Origin of the sequence: Microbacterium sp. IEGM 1404 (genome assembly GCF_030056775.1) — a bacterium.
Lineage (GTDB): Bacteria > Actinomycetota > Actinomycetes > Actinomycetales > Microbacteriaceae > Microbacterium.
In genome coordinates this window covers 333832-352574 of record NZ_JASHKP010000003.1, presented here as the reverse complement: position 1 = coordinate 352574, position 18743 = coordinate 333832, and the positions used below count along the sequence as shown (strand labels likewise).

Here is an 18743-nt window from a genome sequence, read left to right as displayed (position 1 = left end):
GACCGATGTCATGCGGGGTCATGACGCCGCGACACTGTCGCGCACGCGCGGAACCGTCTGCGATGGAAGCATGTCCTCCCCCACCACCCGAGCGCCGCGCTGGCGCCGCCCCTTCGCGCTGATCCGCGAGAACCGACGTACCTACGCGATCATCACCGGCTCCACCTACGGGCTGTTCGCCATCGGTTTCGTGATCGGTCTGCTCTTCCCCGCACTCCCCGCCGCGCGCGCCGCCACGCTCGCCACCGACGGGACGGGCGACCTCGTCGGCGCGGTCGCCGCGTCGGCTCCGCTGTTCGCCCTCGTGATCCTGGCCATGAACGTGCTGCGGCTCAGCCTGCTGACGATCGTCGTCCCGTCGCTGATCGTGCCGTTCGCCGGGCTCGCATTCTTCGCGTACTGGCTGGTCGAGACCGGCATCACGCTCGTGCCGTCGACCCCGCTCACGTGGGTGGCGATGATCCCCCACTCCCTCACCGTGCTCATCGAGCTCCAGGCGTACGCTCTGGTGGCGCTCGGCGCGTTCCTCCTCGGACGCGCCTGGCTCCGCCCCGCGCAGGTCGGGGCGCCGACCCGCCGCGCCGGATACCTGCGGGGCCTCACGAGCCTCGGCATCCTGTCGATCCCCGCGTTCGTCCTGCTGGTGATCGGGGCCTTGTGGGAGGCCTACTCCCTGCGCTACCTGGTCTTCCCGTTGAGCGAGGTCCTGCTGTGACGGCCCGTCGCCCCCGTTCCCTGCGGGCGCGGCTCGCCGAGCGCCGGGTCCGCGCGGGCGACGGTCGGCCCCTCGCCCCGTTCCGCTGGTGGCAGGTGTTCAGCCGGTCGCAACTCTCCCTGCGGATCCCGGATGCCACCGGCCGGGCGGTCGTTTACACGGTCGACGTGCATCAGCTCGGCGACAGCGACGACGGCGACGTGCGCGCACGCCTGTATCGCGACGGGTCCCTCGACGCCGTGTCGCGCCTTCCCGCCCGGTTCTCCGTGCCCGGCGGGCACATCGAGGTGGCGGGAGGAGGGTACGGCCTCCGCCGGTGCCATTTCGTCTCGGATGCCGGCGACGAGCGCCAGCTCGTCCCCCACCCCCGCTCTGCGGAGGGACGCCGGGCGGCGTTCGACCGGGATCACCGCGGGGCGAGTCGGCTCGTCGGCATCCTGTCGACGGCGATCGTGGTCGCGGGCGTGTGCCTCGCGGTTCCGCAGCTGATCGACACCGTCTCGCACATCCCGCCGATCGCCGAGAACATCGGCACCTTCACGTGGCTGCTGCGTCTCCCGCCCGCGGTGAACCTGGCCGTCACGCTCATCGTCGTCGCCGCGAGCATCGAGCGGGCGTCCCGGTTCCGGTCGTCGTGGCTGGACGACCTGGCGAGCTGACCGTCACGTCCGTGACATTCGTCACGGGGAGCGGCTCGCATCCTCCCGAGGGGCAGTGACACCGCGGCACTGCCGCGGCCGAGCCCCGGCCCGTGGAATGGGATCACCGCGGAAATCCCGCGGACTCATCCCCCAGGAGACCTCATGTCGAACCCCCTCACCGATCTCGTCCTCGGCTTCCAGGGCCTCGTCGCCGACGTGCCCACGCTCGTGCAGCCGCTCATCGTCGCGGCCGCGGGGGCGGTGCCGTTCATCGAGGGCGAGGGTGCCGCCGCGATCGGCATCATCGGCGGCATCCACCCCCTCGTCGCCGTTCTCGCGGCCGCCATCGGCAACCTGCTGTGCGTGGCGATCGTGGTGCTCGTGACATCGCGCGTCCGCACGGCCGTCACCACGCGTCGCGGTGCCTCCACGAACACGCAGACGGCCCGACGCGAGAAGTTCGAGAAGGCCTACCACCGCTACGGCACTCCCGGCGTGAGCCTGCTGGGTCCCCTGCTGCTGCCCACGCAGTTCACCGCCGCGGCGCTCACCTCCACGGGAGTGCCGCCCCTGCGCGTGATCGCCTGGCAGGCCGCGGCCATCGCGCTGTGGACCACGGGTGTCACGCTGATCGCTCTGGGGCTCATCCGCCTCGCGGCGTGAGGGCCGTGACCTCGGGCGACCACCGGCACCCACCTGTCAGACTCGACGGGTTCGGCAGTGAGCGAGGAGAAGGCCCGATGGAGATCGAACCCGGCATCTACGAGCACTTCAAGGGCCAGCGGTACGAGGTGTTCGGAATCGCGCGGCACTCGGAGACCGAGGAGGTCTTCGTGTCGTACCGGAAGCTCTACGACGACTACTCGCACTGGGTGCGGCCGGTGGAGATGTTCCTCGGGAACGTCGAGCGGGACGGGTACGCGGGGCCGCGGTTCCGGCGGGTCGCGTAAGTACGGCCCGACGCCCACCCCGCACCCGCCACCGCCGTAGGCTTCCCGTCATGACCGACGTCCCCGCCCCTCCCGGCCGCACCGCCGTCGTGGCCGCCGCGATCGCGCTCTTCGCCGAGCGCGGCTACGACCAGACCTCGGTCGAGCAGATCGCGCAGGCTGCGGGGGTCTCGCGGTCGACCTTCTTCCGGCAGTTCGGCGGCAAGGAAGACGTCGTGTTCGCCGACCACGAGGTGCTCCTCGACGAAACGCGCACCTTCCTCTCGCAGCCGCACCCCGACCCGTGGGCGGCCGTGTGCGACGCGTCGATGCGCGTCTTCCGCCACTTCGCAGCCGACCCCGAGCTCGCCCGCCGCCGCTACGCGATCGTGCGCGAGGTCCCGGTCCTCCGCGACCGCGAGATCGTGACGGTGTTCCGCTACGAGCGCCTCTTCGACGAGTACCTCCGCGAAGCACTTCCCGGACTCGACCCCCTGGATGCCGTCGGGTTCGCCGCCCTGGTCACCGCCGTGCACAACCACGTGCTGCGCCGGCTCATGCGCGGCGCGCGGGTTCCGGCATCCACTCTCCGCCGTGCTCTGGACGACGTGCTCCGCCGGTACGGTGTCCACCCCGACGGCGACGTCGCCGCGGGCGACGACCTCATCGTCGCGGCCTTCCCCCGCCGCATGCCCGCCGCCGAGGTGACCCGGCGCCTGCGCGCGAGCCTCCCGCACTAGGGCGGGCGGGCACCCATCCCGCTCGAGTGTCCAAGACACGCCGTTGCGCCCCAGCGCGATACGGCGTGTCTTGGACACTCGACCTGCAGAACCTCACATGACACCCAGTACCACCATGCGCGATACTGAGTACATGAGCACCGACGCCCAGACCCGCACGCTCCCCGGCGAGCGCATCGCCTCGTACGACCTCCTCGGTCGCCGCGACACCGACTACTACGCGGTGTTCGCCGACATCCCCGACGCCGACCGCGAAGCGTGGGACCGCGCGAAGACGTTCATCGACGAGGTCGGCACCCGCATGCAGGCCGAATGGGATGCCGCGACCTACCCGATCGAGCTGCTCCGACGCATGGGTGAGCTGGAGCTGTTCACCGACGGCATCGAGCACCCCGACCTCCCGGCATCTTCGCCCCTCGCGGCCGGCCTGGTGAACATGGAGGTCTCACGAGGTGATGGCTCGCTCGCGACGGCCCTCGCGGTGCAGGGCGGACTCGCGCTGCGGACGCTGGCAATGTTCGGCTCCCCCGAGCAGCAGGCGCGCTGGTTGAAGCCGCTCGCCGACGGCACGGTGCTCGGCGCGTTTGCGCTGACCGAACCCGATCACGGCTCCGACTCGGTCTCGCTCGAGACGATGGCGACGCGCACCGACGACGGCTGGTCGCTGTCGGGCACCAAGAAGTGGATCGGCAACGGCGCCTCCGGCGGCATCACGTTCGTCTGGGCGCGCGTGGATGCCGAGGGCGACGACGACCACGACAAGGTCCGCTGCTTCCTCGTCGAGCAGGACACCCCGGGCTACACGGGCACGGTCATCACGGGCAAGGTGTCGCTGCGCGGCATCCACCAGGCCCACATCGCGCTCGATGACGTGCGTCTCCCCGTGGATGCCGTGCTCCCGGGCACCCACACCTTCAAGGACGCGTCGGCCGTGCTGTACGCCACGCGCTCGGGCGTCGCCTGGTCGGCGCTGGGCCACGCGACCGCCTGCTACGAGGCCGCGCGGACATATGCCACCGAGCGCATGCAATTCGGTAAGCCCCTCGCGAAGTTCCAGATGGTGCAGGAACGCCTCGCGCAGATGCTCGACGAGCTCACCGCGATGCAGCTCTTCTGCCGCCGCCTCGCCGACCTCGAGGCCTCCGGCGGACTCCGCCCCACGCAGGCGTCGCTCGCGAAGTACCACAACACCCGCGCCGCGCGTCGGGTGGCGGCGATCGCACGCGACCTGCTCGGTGGCAACGGCATCCTGCTCGAGAACGGCGTCATGCAGCACATGGCCGACATCGAGGCGATCCACACGTACGAGGGCACCGAGAGCGTGCAGGCCCTCCTCCTCGGCCGCGACATCACCGGGATGAGCGCGTTCGCCTGATCCCGGATGCCACGACCCCGGCGCCTAATCCGCGCCGGGGTCGCGCGCAAGCGGCGTGGCCATGTCGGGGGCGCCCGCTACCTTCTGAGCATGGGCCTGTTCTCTCGCCACCCCGCCGCTCGTGACGTCGCGACCACCGTCGCTCAGACGGTGCAGGCGCCACCTCGCAGCCTCTGGGCCGACGGTTTCGGTCGCCTCGCCATCCGCGCCGTGCAGATCATCGTCGTGGCGATCCTGGTCGCCGGGCTCATCTGGGGCATCCAGCAGCTCACGCTCGTGATCATCCCGCTGATCCTCGCGCTGATCTTCGCGTCGGCGTTCGGTCCCGTGACCATGTGGATGCGCCGCAAGGGCGTCCCGGCGGTGCTCGCCACCCTCCTCACGCTGCTCGCGGTGGTCGTCGTCCTGGGTGTCCTCGGCTGGCTCGTCGTCAGCGCCGTCATCGACCAGTGGGACACGCTCAGCTCGCAGGCCGTCGCCGGCTTCCAGCAGGCGCAGGACTGGTATCACACGCTCCCGTTCGCGATCTCGCAGGACCAGGTCAACCAGGCCGTCAGCGCCATCGGCGACTTCGTGACGAGCGCGCAGTTCGGCAACGGTGCGCTCGCGGGCGTCAGCGCGGTCGCCTCCTTCGTGACCGGGTTCGTGCTGATGGTCGTCATCCTGTTCTTCTTCCTCAAGGACGGCCCGCGCATGTGGGAATTCGTCCTGCGTCCCTTCCACGGCAGCGACTACGACCGCGCCCGCCGCATCGGCGACAAGACGGTCACGGTACTCGGGTCGTACATCCGTGGAACGGCCTCGGTCGCCGCGGTGGACGCCGTGGGCATCGGCATCGGCCTCCTGATCCTGCAGGTGCCGCTCGCCCTGCCCCTCGCGGTGCTCGTCTTCCTCCTCGCCTTCATCCCCATCGTGGGGGCGGTGACCGCCGGCATCCTCGCAGCCCTCGTCGCCCTCGTGACGAACGGGTGGGTCGTCGCCCTGATCGTCGTCGGCATCGTCGTGCTCGTGAACCAGCTCGAGGGCAACTTCCTGCAGCCCGTCCTGATGGGCCGCTCCATGAAGCTGCACTCGTTCGTCGTCCTGGTCGTCCTCGCCGGCGGAACGGCGATCGGCGGCATCCTCGGCACTCTGCTCGCCGTCCCGCTCACCGCCGTGGCGTGGGGCATCATCACCGTCTGGAACGGTCCCGATCAGCCGGCCGAGTGGGCCCGGCGCAAGAAGCGCCGGAACCCGGTGCCCCTCGCCGGGAACGAGAGCGAAGGCTGACCCATGCCGTACGACATCCCCGCGCCGATGCTCGCGAAGGCCGTGCCCGCCGTGCCCGAGCCCGGCAAGGTCGATGGTGGACTGTCGTACGAGCCGAAGTGGGACGGATTCCGCGCGCTGGTGTCGTGGGACGGCACCGACGTCGAGATCGGCAGCCGCGGCGCGAAGCCCCTCACCCGCTACTTCCCCGAACTCGTCGAGGCGTTCGCTCGGCTGCTGCCCGAGCCGTGCCTCCTCGACGGGGAGGTCGTCGTGGCCCGCGGCGAGTCCGGCGCACAGCGCCTCGACTGGGAGGCGCTGTCGCAGCGGATCCACCCCGCCGCTTCCCGCGTGAAGCTCCTGTCGGAGGAGACCCCGGCGATGTTCATCGCGTTCGACCTCCTCGCCCGCGGCGACCGCGACCTGCAGGACGCGCCGTTCGCCGAACGCCGGGCGCAGCTCGTCGACCTACTCGGATCTGTGCCGCACCCCGTGCACGTGACGCGCACCACCGACGATCCCGACCTCGCGCGCCGGTGGCTCGCGGAGTTCGAGGGTGCCGGACTCGACGGCGTCGTCGCGAAGCCGCTCGCCCAGCCGTACGCGCCGAACAAGCGCACGATGTTCAAGATCAAGCACGCCCGCACGGCCGACGTCGTCGCGCTCGGATACCGCATCCACAAGTCGGGTCAGGGCGTCGGGTCGCTGCTCGTCGGGCTGTACGACGCGGCAGGCCGGTTGCACGGGGTCGGCGGCGTCTCCGCGTGGACCGACAAGCGCCGCCTCGAACTCATCGACGAACTCGCGCCCCTCGTCGAGCGGGATGCCGAGGGCGAAGCCGTCGTCGGCGAGACCGACCGCTCGCGGTTCTCGGCGTCGAAGGACGTGTCGTTCGTGCGGCTGCGCCCGGAGCGCGTGCTCGAGGTGCGGTACGACCAGCTCGAGGGCATGCGCTTCCGCCACACCGTCCAGTTCGAGCGCTGGCGTCCCGACCGCGACGCGACATCGTGCACGTTCGAGCAGCTCGAGACCGTCGGCGCCTACGACCTGGGCGACGTCCTGGACTGACGGACAGCGATTCCCGGAGCCACCGCACCTGCCGGGTGCATCCAGAACAGGCGCCGCACCCAGAACAGGCCGATTCCGCCACGATCAGCCTGTGGCCGCGACATCCCCTGTTCTCGGCACGCCCCGCCGCCCATGCCGGACCGCGTCGCTCCGACCGGGCAGCGCTACGCCCTACTCCGCGGGCGCCTTCGCGCGCGAGGGCTGCACGCGCGGCGGCTCCCCCGGCATCTTCGGGAACTCCGGCGGGAACGGCAGCTCGCCGAGCCCGGCGTCGAGATCGCGCTGCCACCATTCGAGCAACGTGTCGATACGGCCGGGCGCGGCGCCGAAGTCCTTCCACGGATCACCGATGGATGCCAGCCGCTCCGGCACCGAGCGGACCGTGAAGGCCGTGGGGTCGACGGCATCCAGTTCGTCCCAGGTCACCGGCGTCGACACCGTCGCGGTGGGAAGCGCTCGCGGCGAATAGGCCCCCGCCATCGTCCGGTCGCGGTTGGCCTGGTTGAAGTCGACGAAGATCCGCTCGCCGCGCTCCTCTTTCCACCAGTTCGTGGTGACGGCATCCGGCATCCGTCGCTCCAACTCGCGAGCCGCGGCGATGACGGCGTGCCGGACGTCGAGGAACTCGTGCGTCGGCTCGATGGGGCAGAACACGTGCAGGCCGCGGTTGCCGCTCGTCTTCGCCCACGCCTCGAGTCCAGCCTCGCGCAGCACGGTCCGCAGCTCGTGCGCGGCGACGACCGCTTCGGCGAACCCGGTGCCGGGTTGGGGGTCGAGATCGATGCGGAGCTCCACGGGGTGGTCGGGGTCGCTCGCGAGCGACGCCCACGGATGGAACACGATCGTGTTCATCTGCGCGGCCCACACCGCCGTCCCGATCTCGGTGAGGACGAGTTGCGGATGCCGCCGTCCGCTGTTGTACGTCACGGTCACGGCCTCGACGAACGACGGAGCCCCCTTCGGCGGATTCTTCGAGAAGAAGCTCTCGCCGCCGACGCCGTCCGGGAACCGCTCCAGCGACACCGGGCGGTCGCCGTTCGCGGCCAGGAACGGCTCGGCGACGGCGATGAAGTACTCCGCAAGGTCGCGCTTGGTGATCCCCTCCTCCGGCCACAGCACGCGGTCGGGGTTGGACACCCCGATCTCGCGGTCGCCGTCGGGGCCGGGCACGGTGAGCGTGATGCGCGGGGATGCCATGCCCCGACGCTAACGGCCCGCGCGCGTCGTGTCTGCCCCGTTGCCGATCGCGCGAGTCGCCAGGATGTGTCGCTTCGAACGGCGCGGAAGCGACACATCCTGGCGACTCACGCTGGTGATCCGGGGCCGGATCAGCCGCAGTCGGCAGTGCCGAGCTGACGGCACGCCTCGGCCAGGGCCGCGCGCGACTCCGTGCGATCCGGCTGCAGCTCCAGCACCCGCTCGAACGCATCTCGCGCCGCCGAGGCATCGCCGGCCGCCAGTTCCGCCAGTCCGGACTCGTGCCAGATCCGCGGGTTCGCGGGCGACAGCACCCGCGCCTCGTGCAGGTGTTCTCGAGCGACGAGCAGTTCGCCCCGCTGCAATGCGACCATGCCCGCAGCCTCGCGAGCAGCGGCCGAACGCGGCAGCCGTGCGGCAGCCTCCGCGCTCCACCGGCTCGCGCTGTCACCGGCACCCGCCATCCCCTGCTGCAGCGCCCCGCCGGTGATCTGCGCGGCCGTCAGAGGGATGTCGGCATCCCACGATCGAAGTGCCACGGCAGCGTCGAATGCCGCGTCGGCCGCAACGGTATCGCCCCTCATCGCCGAAGAGACCCCGGTGAGGAGAAACCCGTCGGCCGCGGTCCACAGCGTCAGGGCGACGAGCCACGTGGCCACGGCGGCCGTCCCGAGCACTCGGAGGCCCCGCGCTGAGCGCGACCACGGCTCACGCGCGAGGACGACGCCCGCGACGACCGCGACCGGGAGAAGGGTCTTGGGCGACGTGGGGCTCATCAACAGCGCGATCCCCGCGCCGGCGAGAACCGTCAGCGCCCCCAGCACCGCGTCCCGGCGAGGCCCTTCGGCTGCGCGCAGGGCGCGGACCCCCGCGGTGGAGACGGCGATGCCGACGAGCAGCACGAGCGCGATCCCCGGTACCCCTGCGACCACTCCGGCCTGCAGCAGGAGGTTGTGCGGGGAGTCCAGCACATGATCCGGCGTGACCGTGGAATACCAGGTGTCGTCGAAGTGGGCGGGGATGGCATCCATGTATCCGTTCATGCCCACCCCCGTCCACGGATGCGCCTGCACCAGTTCGAGGGCGTCTCGCCAGATCACGAGCCGGTCTCCGATGGTCTTGCGAGCGAAGCCGTCGACCCCGAACACGCGTTCCCGTGTGAAGGGAAGCGCGACGACGAGCCCGGCCACCGCGGCGACGCCGACCGTCACCCACCCGAGCGCCACGGCCCGGCGGGGCGCGCTCCACACGCTCCGCACGGCGATCACGATCACCACCACTGCGAGACCCAGAAGTGCAGCGCGGGAGGCGGAGGTCACCACCGCGACGACGCCGGCGGCGCCGCCCACGACCGCCCACCACGACGTTCGACGCGTCCGCAACCACACCCCGAGGGCGTTGTGAAGAAGCCACGCGGCGAAGATCAGCCCGAGGATGCCCTGGTCGGTGGCATTCCCGGCGAGAGAACCCGGCCGCTCGAGGTCGGTCTCGATCGGACGCCAGCCGATCGTCTCCAGGACGGCGACTCCGGCCAGCAGGCAGGAAGCGGTCGCCAGGGTGCGCACGGTCACGAGGTGAGCGGCCACCGGCGCACGCGGCCCGAGGAGACGGGCTCCCGCCCACACCGCCGCGACGAGGACCGCCGCCTCGACGAACCCCTCGTATCGTGGCGCGCGCCCCAGCAGCTGCGCCAGAGGCGCATCGCCGAACAGCGCCCGCACCGCCAGCGTGGCCGCGACGACGGCGGCCGCCACCGACCACCAGCCCGGCAGTCTCCCGGCCGGCCGGACCCAGACCGCGCACCCCACGGCGAGGACGGCGGCCAGGAGCGTCGGCCAGCCCCAGCGGTGGTAGACGCCGGGAAGCACGAGGATCGGCGCGGTCCAGAGCAGGATCAGCGCCGCCGCGGCCAGACGGCCGCGCGCCGCGTCCGACCCGCTCCGAAGAGGGGCCGGCCGCGGCGCGGGACGGGGCGGGGCTTTTCGCCCCGCCCTCGTGGACGTCACGTGCGGCGTCGAGCCGGACGGCGCAGGAGCAGACCACCTCCGACGACGAAGAGGATGCCGACGACCGCCAGCGCGGTCGGCACCGTGGTACCCGTGACCGCGAGCGCCCGCGGGGCCGGGGTGCTCGCCGACGCGCCGCCCCCACCGGTGGAGGACGGGGATCCGACGGTGATGGGAGCCTGGGCCACCCGGCCGCTGCTCTCCCCGATCCCGAACACGGCATGGTCACCGGGAACCGTGCTCAGCGGCACGGTGGTGGGCAACCGGAAGTTCCCCTCGGCATCCGCCACGGCCGTGCCGAGCTGGCTGACGACCGAGTGAAGTTCCACGCGCACCGTTTCGCCGGGCTCGTAGCCGGTTCCCGTCACCACGATCGCGCCACCGGGCAGAGCCGACGAGGAGTCGAGAGAGATGGATGCCGAGATCGTCCCGGCGTTCGCCTCCGCGGTGACGGAGGTGTAGCCGGGCTTGCTGCCGACGATCGTCACCGTCAGCTGACTGCCCACCTGGTCCGTCGTGGGTGTGTAGGTCGAATCCGTCGCGCCCTCGATCGGCTGGCCGTCCACCGACCACTGGTAAGCGAACTCGACCGGTTCCGGTCCCCAGGCTCCCGGCTCCACCGTGATCGGCACGCCGCTCAGCGCAGGTCCCGACAGCACCGGCGTGCCCGGCTGCAACACACCCGGAGCGATCGGACCGACCGGGTCGGACACCACAGTGGCATCCGTGTACCCGGGGAGCGAAGCGGTCACCTCGACCTGGATCGTTGCGCCGAGGAAGGCCGCGTCGGGCTGGAAGGCCTGCCCGGTCGCCCCCTCGATGAGCTTGCCGTCGCTGAGCCACTGGTAGCCGAGGGTGACGCCGACGGGCGTCCAGCCGCCGCTCTGCGCAGTGAGCGTCGCGCCGACCTTCGGGTCGCCGACCACGGTCGCGGATCCCCCGGCGATCACGCCCGGCTCGACAGGTCCTGCCGTCGCGGTCGCGGTCGCGGGGTTGTAGCCGCTCTTGGAACCGCGCACGGTGACGGTGACGGTCTTGCCGACGGCGTCGGGGCCGGGCGTGAACCGCGGGCCGTCCGCACCCGCGACGACGGTGTCGCCCACCGACCAGCTGTAGGTCAGGCTGACCGGCTGCGGGCCCCACGTGCCGGGGGATGCCGTCAGTTCCGTTCCGACACGGGGCTCACCGTCGATGCGAGGAGTTCCGACCTGGAGATCCAGAAGCGGGACCGCAACGATCGGGCCGACCGCGGGACTCGTGGCGGAGGCCGTCGTGTACCCCGGCTTGCTGCCGGTGACCTTCACCGCGACGAGCTTCCCCACTTCATCGTCGCCGGGGACGAAGGTGGAGCCCGTCGCGCCCGGCACGATCGTGCCGTCCGCGGTCCACTGGTAGGCGAGGGCCACGTCCGACGGCGTCCACGCGCCCGGATCGGCGGTGAGCTCCGACCCGGCGGTCGGCGTGCCCGATATCGACGGCGCCCCGGGGGTGATGAGAGCCGTGGCGACGACGGCCGACTCGGGGCTCACCACCGTGACGGTGTCGTATCCGGGGCGCGAGCCGGTCACCGCGACGGTGAGCTTCGTCCCTGCCTGAGCCGCGGTCGGCGTGAAGATGGTGTCGGTGGCGCCGTCGATGTCGACACCGTTCGCGCGCCACTGGTAGGCGAGCTGGATCGGCTGCGGACCCCACGTGCCGGGGTTCGCGGTGACCGGGATGCCGACACGAGGAGTCCCCTCGATGGTCGGCGCCCCGGGGCTGATGGCGTCCACCGCGCACCCCTCGGACTTCAGCCGCAGCGTGGCATCGATCCCGGGCGTGTTCCTTCCCGCGGCGACCTCGAAACGGTCCGCCTGTCCGAGGCTGGTCTTGGCATCCCAGTACTGCGGGCAGTAGGGATAGTCGACACCGTCGTCGCCGAAGGCGGCATCCGGGTCGGAGAAGCCGACGGTGTAGGTGCCTTCCGGCAGGCCGTAGCTGGCGTCACTCATCCGGAACCCGAGGCTGTAACGGCCCCACCCCGAGACCGCGAGCGTCTGGTCCCAGGTGGCGCCGTTCCACCGGTACGCCGTGATCAGCGTGTTCTTCAGCGGGGCCGTGCCACCTTCCGCCCCCACGTCGCCGGACGCCGTGCCGTGACCGCGTAGCGCGATGTCGATGCCCCGGACGTCGGCGCCCCGGACGGGGACGGGTGTCGCACCCGAGTAGGTCGGGGAGTCATCGTAGTAACCGTCGTAGTACACATCCATCCAGCTCGGATCGGCGTCGTTCCTGCCGTATGAGGTGGACGAGACCGTGTAGTCCCCGTCCGCGAGTCCGGTCGCGGTATAGCGCCCGTCCTCGTCGATCGTCGCGTAGCCCTGTCGCCACCACAACGTGACCGACCGCCCGTTCCACTCGATCGGAGCGGAGAGGAGATTGACCTGTGCCCAGGACCCCGGGGCACCCGTCACCACTCCCGTGATGCTGTGGCCCGCAGAAAGTGCGAAGTCGATCCCGGTGACGGCCTTCCCCGACTCGACGGTGATGACCTTGGCGTCACGCGGATCGAAGACGCCCGGATAGAGAGTGGGCGCCTCGGAGTCGCCGACAGGGGCGGCATCCAGGAAGTACGTGCCCGGAGCGACACGGTCGATCGTGAACGCGCCGCTGGCCTTTCGCCACGATCCGGCGTACTGGAGATCGTCGGTGCGCAGAAGGCGGAAATCGATGTCGCCGCCGCCGGCCGACGTGACGTGTCCGCTCACGCTCCCGGGCTTCTGCAGCACGACCTCCGAGGTGGTGTTTCCCGTCACCTCCAGCGACGAGGAGACACCGGCGAGGTCACCACTGGACGGATAGACGCGGAATCCGTACGGACCTGCCACCACACTGGTGAGGGACGCGTTTCCGGACGCGTCGGTCTGGCCCCAGTAGTAGTGCGAGTCGCCCGCCAGTTCCACGTACGCGCCCTGCTGCGCGACGCCGCGTTCATCGGTGACATGCACCGTCACCGTGTAGGTGGCCTCCGCCGCTCCTGCCTTCAGAGTGGCCGCCCCAGCGGACGGCGCGACCTCCGGAGCGTCGTCTGCCGGGGAGGGGCTCGCCGTCGACATCGTCACCGGCGCGCCGGCCACGATGTCGATTCCCGTCACCGCGGCCGCCTCGGCGACCTCAACGGTCTGCGCGTCGCCCAGGGTCGTGGCATCCGGCCAGAACACGGGGTCGGATCCCTGCGCAGCGACGGAAACGTAGTATGTGCCGGCGGGGAGATCGGGCACCGTATACCCGCCCTGCGAACCGGTCGTCGCGACGGCCGTCGTGCCTCCGTCGGCATCCGTGACCGACACCTGGGCGCCGGCGACCGCCGCCGCCGCGGGATCGGTGACCGTGCCCGAGATCGACCCGCTGCCCACCGACGTCGCCACGGGCGACGGGACGTCCGTCGCGGCAATGGCCGGAGCGCCCCCGAGTGCGAGCATTCCCACGAGCGCGCCCACGATCGCCACGCGTGCGCTTCGCGCGGTCGAGCGCTGTTTGACGTTGAACATCGTCCCCCCAGAGATGCGTCGCGAATCAGAGCTCGCGAAGTGCGTGGCAAACCGACGGCCCACCCGCTGAACCCGATTGTGTCGAAGGTCATCGCCCCGCACGATGGGGACAATGCCCCATCCCGCGCGGAGGTCATCGAGCGATCCGCCTACGATGACGACGTGGATCGAGCTCGGGGGCGCATCGCGACGGGGCGTCGCTCGCTGGGCATCGCCGCACTGACCCTCGGAGCGACGCTCGTGCTGGTGTGCGGGACGTGGGCGCTCCTCGCTCTACGGCCGTCCGAGAACGGGGAGCCTCCGATCATCTGGCCGGAGACCGGAGCGGCGGCGGTGGGAGCGGGCGACCAGACCGCCCTCTCCCCCGGCGCCGAAACGACCCGCCCCATCGCGAGCCTGACGAAGCTGATCGTGGCCCTGGTCGTGCTGGAGAGCGCCCCGCTGGATGCCGAGGATCCGGGGCCGACCTTCACGATGGATGCCGCGGATGTCGCCGCCTACGAGCAGGAGCGCGCCTCGGGTGGTCAGGCCCTTCCCGTGTCGGGGGGCGAGGTGCTCACCGAGCACGACCTCCTCGAGCTCGTGGTGGTCGCCTCTTCGAACAACCACGCGCTGAGCCTGACCCGCCACGTCTTCGGTGACGACACCCGCTTCCTCAGCGCCGCACGGTCATGGCTGTCGGCGCGGGGGCTTGATTCCGTCACGCTCGCGGACGCCACGGGCATGTCGCCCGAGAACCGCGCCTCCGCCGCCGACCTGCTCGATCTTGCTCGGATCGCGGAGGGTTCCCCCGTCGTACGCGCACTCGCCGCGCAGGATCGGACGAAGGCCCTACCCGCACCGGACGGCGGAGCGCGGCGATCCTTCGCGGCCACGAACGACATGCTGAACGCGATGGGCATCGACGGGCTCAAGACGGGCCACACTGACGCCGCAGGCTTCACCGCGGTCATCACGGCGCCCCTCGAGCCGAACGACCCGAGCGGGCCGCGGGTCACCGTGGTCATCCTGGGCGCTCCCTCAGCGGCGCAGCGCAGCCTCGACGTCGCGCGCCTCCTCGCCTCCGCCCGGGGCGCCGGGTAGCGCCATAGGCTCGGAGCATGACCTCCCGCGCCGCCCGCACCGCCCTCGACGTCGCCGACTGGCGGCGCCGCGTCTTCGCGCTCTACGCCGCCGTGCGGGAGGCGGATGACCCCGAAGACGCGCACGAGCTGTGGCGGATCGAGCGCGACGCACTGTTCGCCGAGCACCCGGCCACTCCCCTGCTTCCCGAACAGCGGGACGGCTTCGAGGGGCTGCCGCTGGCGCCGTACGACGCCGCCTGGCGGTTCGAGGCGACTCTGCTCGAGGCCGACGAGGCGTCCTTCGTGGCGACGACCGGCACCGACGGCGACGTCGGGTTCGAGCGCATCGGCCGCGTGGAGCTCCCGGACACGGGGTCGCTCGACGTGTGGCGCCTGACCTCGTACGGCGGCGGGCTGTTCGTCCCAGTGCGCGACGCGTCGGCCGGACGCCCCGGCGGCACCTACGGCGGCGGCCGCTACCTGCTCGACACGATCAAGGGCGCCGATCTCGGCACCGGTACCGCGCCCGACACCCTCGTGATCGACTTCAACTTCGCGTACAACCCGTCGTGCGCTTACGACCCCGCGTGGGCGTGCCCGCTCGCCCCGGTCGGCAACGTGCTGCCGGTGACCGTGCCGGTCGGCGAGCTCTACGGGGTGTGAGGACTACTCCGCGAGTGCCAGCACCCCGGCGAGGTCGTCGCGGTTCAGCCGGATCCACGGGCCGGCGGGGTCGACCAGCAGCCCGGTGAGACCGTCATCGCCCACGAGCGCCTTCGCCAGCTGCTCGGTCTGCAGCGGCACGGCCTGATCTCCGCGGCCGAGCGCGAGCAGTTCGAGCGGGTGCGAGAACACCTCGAGGAACCGCTCGCCGGTCGCCGTGCGCGACTCGGCCACACCCACCGGGCCGCCCTCTTCGGACTGCGCGACGGCGATCCACAGCGGCGCCCCCGCGAGGACCGCGTCGACGATCGTGGATGCCGTCGACTCGGTGCGCTTCTCGCTGAGCGCCGTCTTGATCCGCAGGTCGGGGTCGGCCTCGGACACCATGCGTTCCAGGAGCGCCGTGGGCAGGACGGCGCGGGCGTCGCCCGAGCTGTGATCGAGGACGACACCGGCGTACGGGCCGCCGATGACGTGTCGCATGAGCGCCATGACCGGCTGCCCCATGGCCGAGGTGTCGCGGTCACCGTCGGCCTCGACGCTCTGGGTCAGGGCCCGACCGCTGCTGTAGGCGAGCACGAGCTGCTCGTCGCCGCGCGTCGCGACGGCGAGCGGAAGGTCCTTGCCCTCGGCGAGGAGTGCGCGGGCATCACCCTTGACGCGCAGGAAGACGTGCCCCTGGAGGAGCTGACGCGCGACGTTGAGGAGCTGTGCGGGTTCTGACTGTCCGGAGATCTCGGCGAGGGCGATCGCCAGCAGCGCGTTGTCGCGCAGGCCGGGGATCGACTCCAGCCCTTCGGGCGCCTCCATCGGGCCCGGCTGGCGCGCCGAGGGCCGCGCGGCGACCGGCGGCGTCGAATCGGTGACGGGCGCCGCATCGACCGGAGCGCCGACGCCGCGGAACGACGACGTCGAGATGTTCACCTGCGGGACCGGAGCCGCGGGGGCCTCCGACGCGGGAGCATCAGCGGGGTCGACGGGCTGCTCGCCCGGTTCGATCACGTCGTCGGGGCGGTCGGCCGACACATCATCGGAATCGGACTTCTTGCGGCGCGAGAAAAGTGCCATTGCTCGAGCCTATCCGTGGGCGGGCGTCGACCGGCGTGTCGCCGGACGCGTCAGAGCTTGGAGATCGGCGCGATCTTGACGAGGAGCTTCTTCGCGCCGACCGTGTCGAAGCGCACGTGCGCCACCCTCTTCGCGCCCTCGCCGGTGATGGCATCCACGCGTCCTTCTCCGAAGTCGTCGTGACGGATGCGATCGCCGGCGGCCAGCTCCATGTCGCCGTTGTCGCGGACCTTCGCCGGAATGCGGTTCGGGAACTTGCTCGGGTCGGCGGGGGCCCGCTTCGGCAGGGGCACGAGATCGTCGCCGTAGCGGTTGCCGCCGCCGGTCTGGCCCGGTCGCCGCCCGCGCGCATTCAGCGCGCGCGACTGCATGCCCCCGCGGCCGTTGACGTCGCCGGGCGACTGGCGCCAGTCGATGAGATCGGCGGGGATCTCCTGCAGGAACCGGCTGGGCATCGCGACCGTGACCTCGCCGAACTGAGCGCGGGTCATCGCGAGCGAGACGTGGAGGCGCTTGCGGGCGCGGGTGATGCCGACGTAGAACAGGCGCCGCTCCTCCTGCGGTCCGCCCGGCTCGTTCGCCGAGATGCGGTGCGGGAGCAGGTCTTCCTCGACGCCCGTGAGGAAGACCGCGTCGTACTCGAGGCCCTTCGCGGTGTGCAGGGTCATGAGCGAGACCGAGCCGGATGCGTCGTCGAGGTCATCGGCATCCGCCACGAGCGTCACCTCGGTGAGGAAGTCGATGATCGTGCCCTCGGGGTTGTTGCGCGCGAACTCGCGGGTCACCGCGACGAGCTCGTCGAGGTTCTCGAGGCGGGCTTCGTCTTGCGGGTCTTTGCTGGCGCGCAGCGCGTCGAAGTATCCGCTCTTGTTGAGCAGCAGCGTGAGCCCCTCGGTCACGGAGGTGGAGGGGGCGAGCTCACCGGATGCCGGGAGCATCACGGCCGTGGCCTCGCTCAGCACCGCGTCCAGCTGATCGATCGCCTTCTGCAGCTTCGGACCGACACCGAGCTGGGCCGAGTTGGCGAGGGCGTCGCGGAAGGTGATGTCGTGCTCGGCCGCGTAGCGCGCGATCGCCGTCTCGGTCACATCGCCGATGCCGCGGCGCGGGCGGTTCAGGATGCGCCGCAGAGCCATCGAGTCGGCCGGGTTGGCGACCGCCACGAGGTAGGCCAGGGCGTCCTTGATCTCGGCGCGCTCGTAGAACTTCGTGCCGCCCATGATCTTGTAGGGCACGGCGGAGCGGATGAAGATCTCTTCCAGCGCACGGGACTGCGAGTTGGTGCGGTAGAACACCGCCATCTGGGCGTAGTCGACGCCCTTGCGGTGCAGCGACTCGATCTCGTCGGCCACGAACTGCGCCTCGTCGTGCTGCGAGTACCCGGTGAACCCGATGATCGGGTCACCGGCTCCGACATCGGTCCACAGCTTCTTGTCTTTGCGGTCGAAGTTGTTCGAGATGACCGCGTTGGCCGCCGAGAGGATGTTCTGCGTGGAGCGGTAGTTCTGCTCGAGGAGCACGACCTTGGCTCCGGGGTAGTCGCGTTCGAACTCGCTGATGTTGCGGATGTCGGCGCCGCGGAAGGCGTAGATCGACTGATCGGAGTCACCGACCACGGTGAGCGACGCACCGCTCTCCGCCTCCGGCTCGGCGTCGAAGATCATCATCCCGCCGCCGGCCGACATGGGTTCGGCGTCGCTCCCCGGCGGGCGGGTCAGCTCGTGGATGAGCGCGTACTGGGCGTGGTTGGTGTCCTGGTACTCGTCGACCAGGATGTGCCGGAAGCGCTTGCGGTAGACGTCGGCCACCTGCGGGAACGCGCGGAAGAGGTAGACGGTCTGGGCGATGAGGTCGTCGAAGTCGAAGGCGTTGGCCCGCTGCAGCTCGCGCTGGTACGAGCCGAAGATCTCGACGAACACGCGCTCTGCCGGGTCGCTCATGTTGGCGGACCGCGCGTAGGACTCGGCATCCGCCAACTCGTTCTTCAGCTTCGAGATGCGACTCTGCGTGCCGGCGGGAGTCAGACCGAACGCATCGCCCTCGTGCTCTTTGACGAGGCGTTTGATGAGCGCGCGGGAATCGCCCGAGTCGTAGATCGTGAACGCCTTCGTGAAGCCGAACTGCTGCGCCTCGCGCCGCAGGATGCGCACGCACGCCGAGTGGAAGGTCGAGATCCACATGCCGTCGGCCCGCTGACCGATGAGGCTGTGCACGCGCTCGCGCATCTCACCCGCGGCCTTGTTGGTGAAGGTGATCGCGAGGATCTGACTCGGGTACGCCTCGCGCGTCCGCAGCAGCGACGCGATGCGGCGCGTCAGCACGCTGGTCTTGCCCGACCCGGCTCCCGCCACGATGAGCAGCGCCTGCCCGCGGTAGGTCACGGCCTCGCGTTGCGGCCCGTTCAACCCTTCGAGCAGGTCGGCGTCGGGGCGGGCGTCCGCCGGGGCGGAGCCGCCGACGATGAGGGGGGTGGAGGCGTCGGTCATGTCGATGACAAGT

The 18743-nt window shown here is 71.0% G+C and carries 15 protein-coding genes; 10 read left to right on the top strand and 5 right to left on the bottom strand.

Going from position 1 to position 18743, the window contains the following annotated elements:
• Positions 1–70: 70 nt before the first annotated feature.
• The 8 genes from QM517_RS12405 to QM517_RS12370 all read left to right on the top strand — a co-directional run bounded on the left by QM517_RS12405 (position 71) and on the right by QM517_RS12370 (position 6716).
• Positions 71–715, top strand: coding sequence for a stage II sporulation protein M (locus QM517_RS12405; RefSeq protein ID WP_283287786.1), 645 nt, complete (start codon positions 71–73; stop codon positions 713–715).
• Complete coding sequence (locus QM517_RS12400; protein WP_283287784.1) at positions 712–1374, top strand: hypothetical protein; 663 nt, start codon at positions 712–714, stop codon at positions 1372–1374. Before QM517_RS12405 ends, QM517_RS12400 begins: the two co-directional genes overlap by 4 nt.
• A 144-nt stretch (positions 1375–1518) precedes the next feature.
• Entirely contained in the window at positions 1519–2019 is a 501-nt protein-coding gene (locus QM517_RS12395) for a small multidrug efflux protein (protein WP_077050548.1), read from the top strand.
• A 77-nt stretch (positions 2020–2096) separates the two neighbouring features.
• On the top strand, positions 2097–2306 hold the full coding sequence (locus tag QM517_RS12390; RefSeq protein WP_283287783.1) for a DUF1653 domain-containing protein: 210 nt from the start codon (positions 2097–2099) through the stop codon (positions 2304–2306).
• A gap of 50 nt (positions 2307–2356) precedes the next feature.
• Entirely contained in the window at positions 2357–3025 is a 669-nt protein-coding gene (locus tag QM517_RS12385; RefSeq protein WP_283287781.1) for a TetR/AcrR family transcriptional regulator, read from the top strand.
• Between the two features lie 133 nt (positions 3026–3158).
• The gene (locus QM517_RS12380) at positions 3159–4400 is read left to right on the top strand and encodes an acyl-CoA dehydrogenase family protein (RefSeq protein WP_283287779.1); all 1242 of its coding nucleotides are present in this window, start codon (positions 3159–3161) and stop codon (positions 4398–4400) included.
• Between the two features lie 90 nt (positions 4401–4490).
• Complete coding sequence (locus QM517_RS12375) at positions 4491–5669, top strand: AI-2E family transporter (RefSeq protein ID WP_278100897.1); 1179 nt, start codon at positions 4491–4493, stop codon at positions 5667–5669.
• Positions 5670–5672: 3 nt separating this feature from the next.
• Positions 5673–6716 carry an ATP-dependent DNA ligase gene (locus QM517_RS12370; protein ID WP_283287775.1) on the top strand — a complete coding sequence of 348 codons (1044 nt, stop codon included), beginning with the start codon at positions 5673–5675 and terminating at the stop codon, positions 6714–6716.
• Positions 6717–6887: 171 nt separating this feature from the next.
• Here QM517_RS12370 and ligD read toward each other — a convergent pair whose 3' ends face one another.
• The 3 genes from ligD to QM517_RS12355 all read right to left on the bottom strand — a co-directional run bounded on the left by ligD (position 6888) and on the right by QM517_RS12355 (position 13407).
• Positions 6888–7913: a non-homologous end-joining DNA ligase gene (gene ligD, locus QM517_RS12365; RefSeq protein ID WP_283287773.1), complete on the bottom strand. Its 1026-nt coding sequence runs from the start codon at positions 7911–7913 to the stop codon at positions 6888–6890.
• Between the two features lie 131 nt (positions 7914–8044).
• Positions 8045–9919, bottom strand: coding sequence for an O-antigen ligase family protein (locus QM517_RS12360; protein WP_283287771.1), 1875 nt, complete (start codon positions 9917–9919; stop codon positions 8045–8047).
• Positions 9916–13407: a carboxypeptidase regulatory-like domain-containing protein gene (locus QM517_RS12355; RefSeq protein WP_283287770.1), complete on the bottom strand. Its 3492-nt coding sequence runs from the start codon at positions 13405–13407 to the stop codon at positions 9916–9918. Before QM517_RS12355 ends, QM517_RS12360 begins: the two co-directional genes overlap by 4 nt.
• A gap of 204 nt (positions 13408–13611) precedes the next feature.
• On the opposite strand from QM517_RS12355, the gene QM517_RS12350 reads away from it, so the two are divergent.
• Positions 13612–14532: a D-alanyl-D-alanine carboxypeptidase family protein gene (locus QM517_RS12350; protein WP_283287768.1), complete on the top strand. Its 921-nt coding sequence runs from the start codon at positions 13612–13614 to the stop codon at positions 14530–14532.
• 17 nt (positions 14533–14549) lie between these two features.
• The gene (locus QM517_RS12345) at positions 14550–15176 is read left to right on the top strand and encodes a DUF1684 domain-containing protein (protein WP_077050558.1); all 627 of its coding nucleotides are present in this window, start codon (positions 14550–14552) and stop codon (positions 15174–15176) included.
• Positions 15177–15179: 3 nt separating this feature from the next.
• On the opposite strand, the gene QM517_RS12340 is transcribed toward QM517_RS12345, so the two are convergent.
• Entirely contained in the window at positions 15180–16244 is a 1065-nt protein-coding gene (locus QM517_RS12340; protein WP_283287766.1) for an SseB family protein, read from the bottom strand.
• Positions 16245–16294: 50 nt separating this feature from the next.
• A complete protein-coding gene (locus QM517_RS12335; RefSeq protein WP_283287764.1) occupies positions 16295–18730 on the bottom strand; it encodes an ATP-dependent helicase in 2436 nt (811 codons plus the stop codon).
• Between the last annotated feature and the right edge of the window lie 13 nt (positions 18731–18743).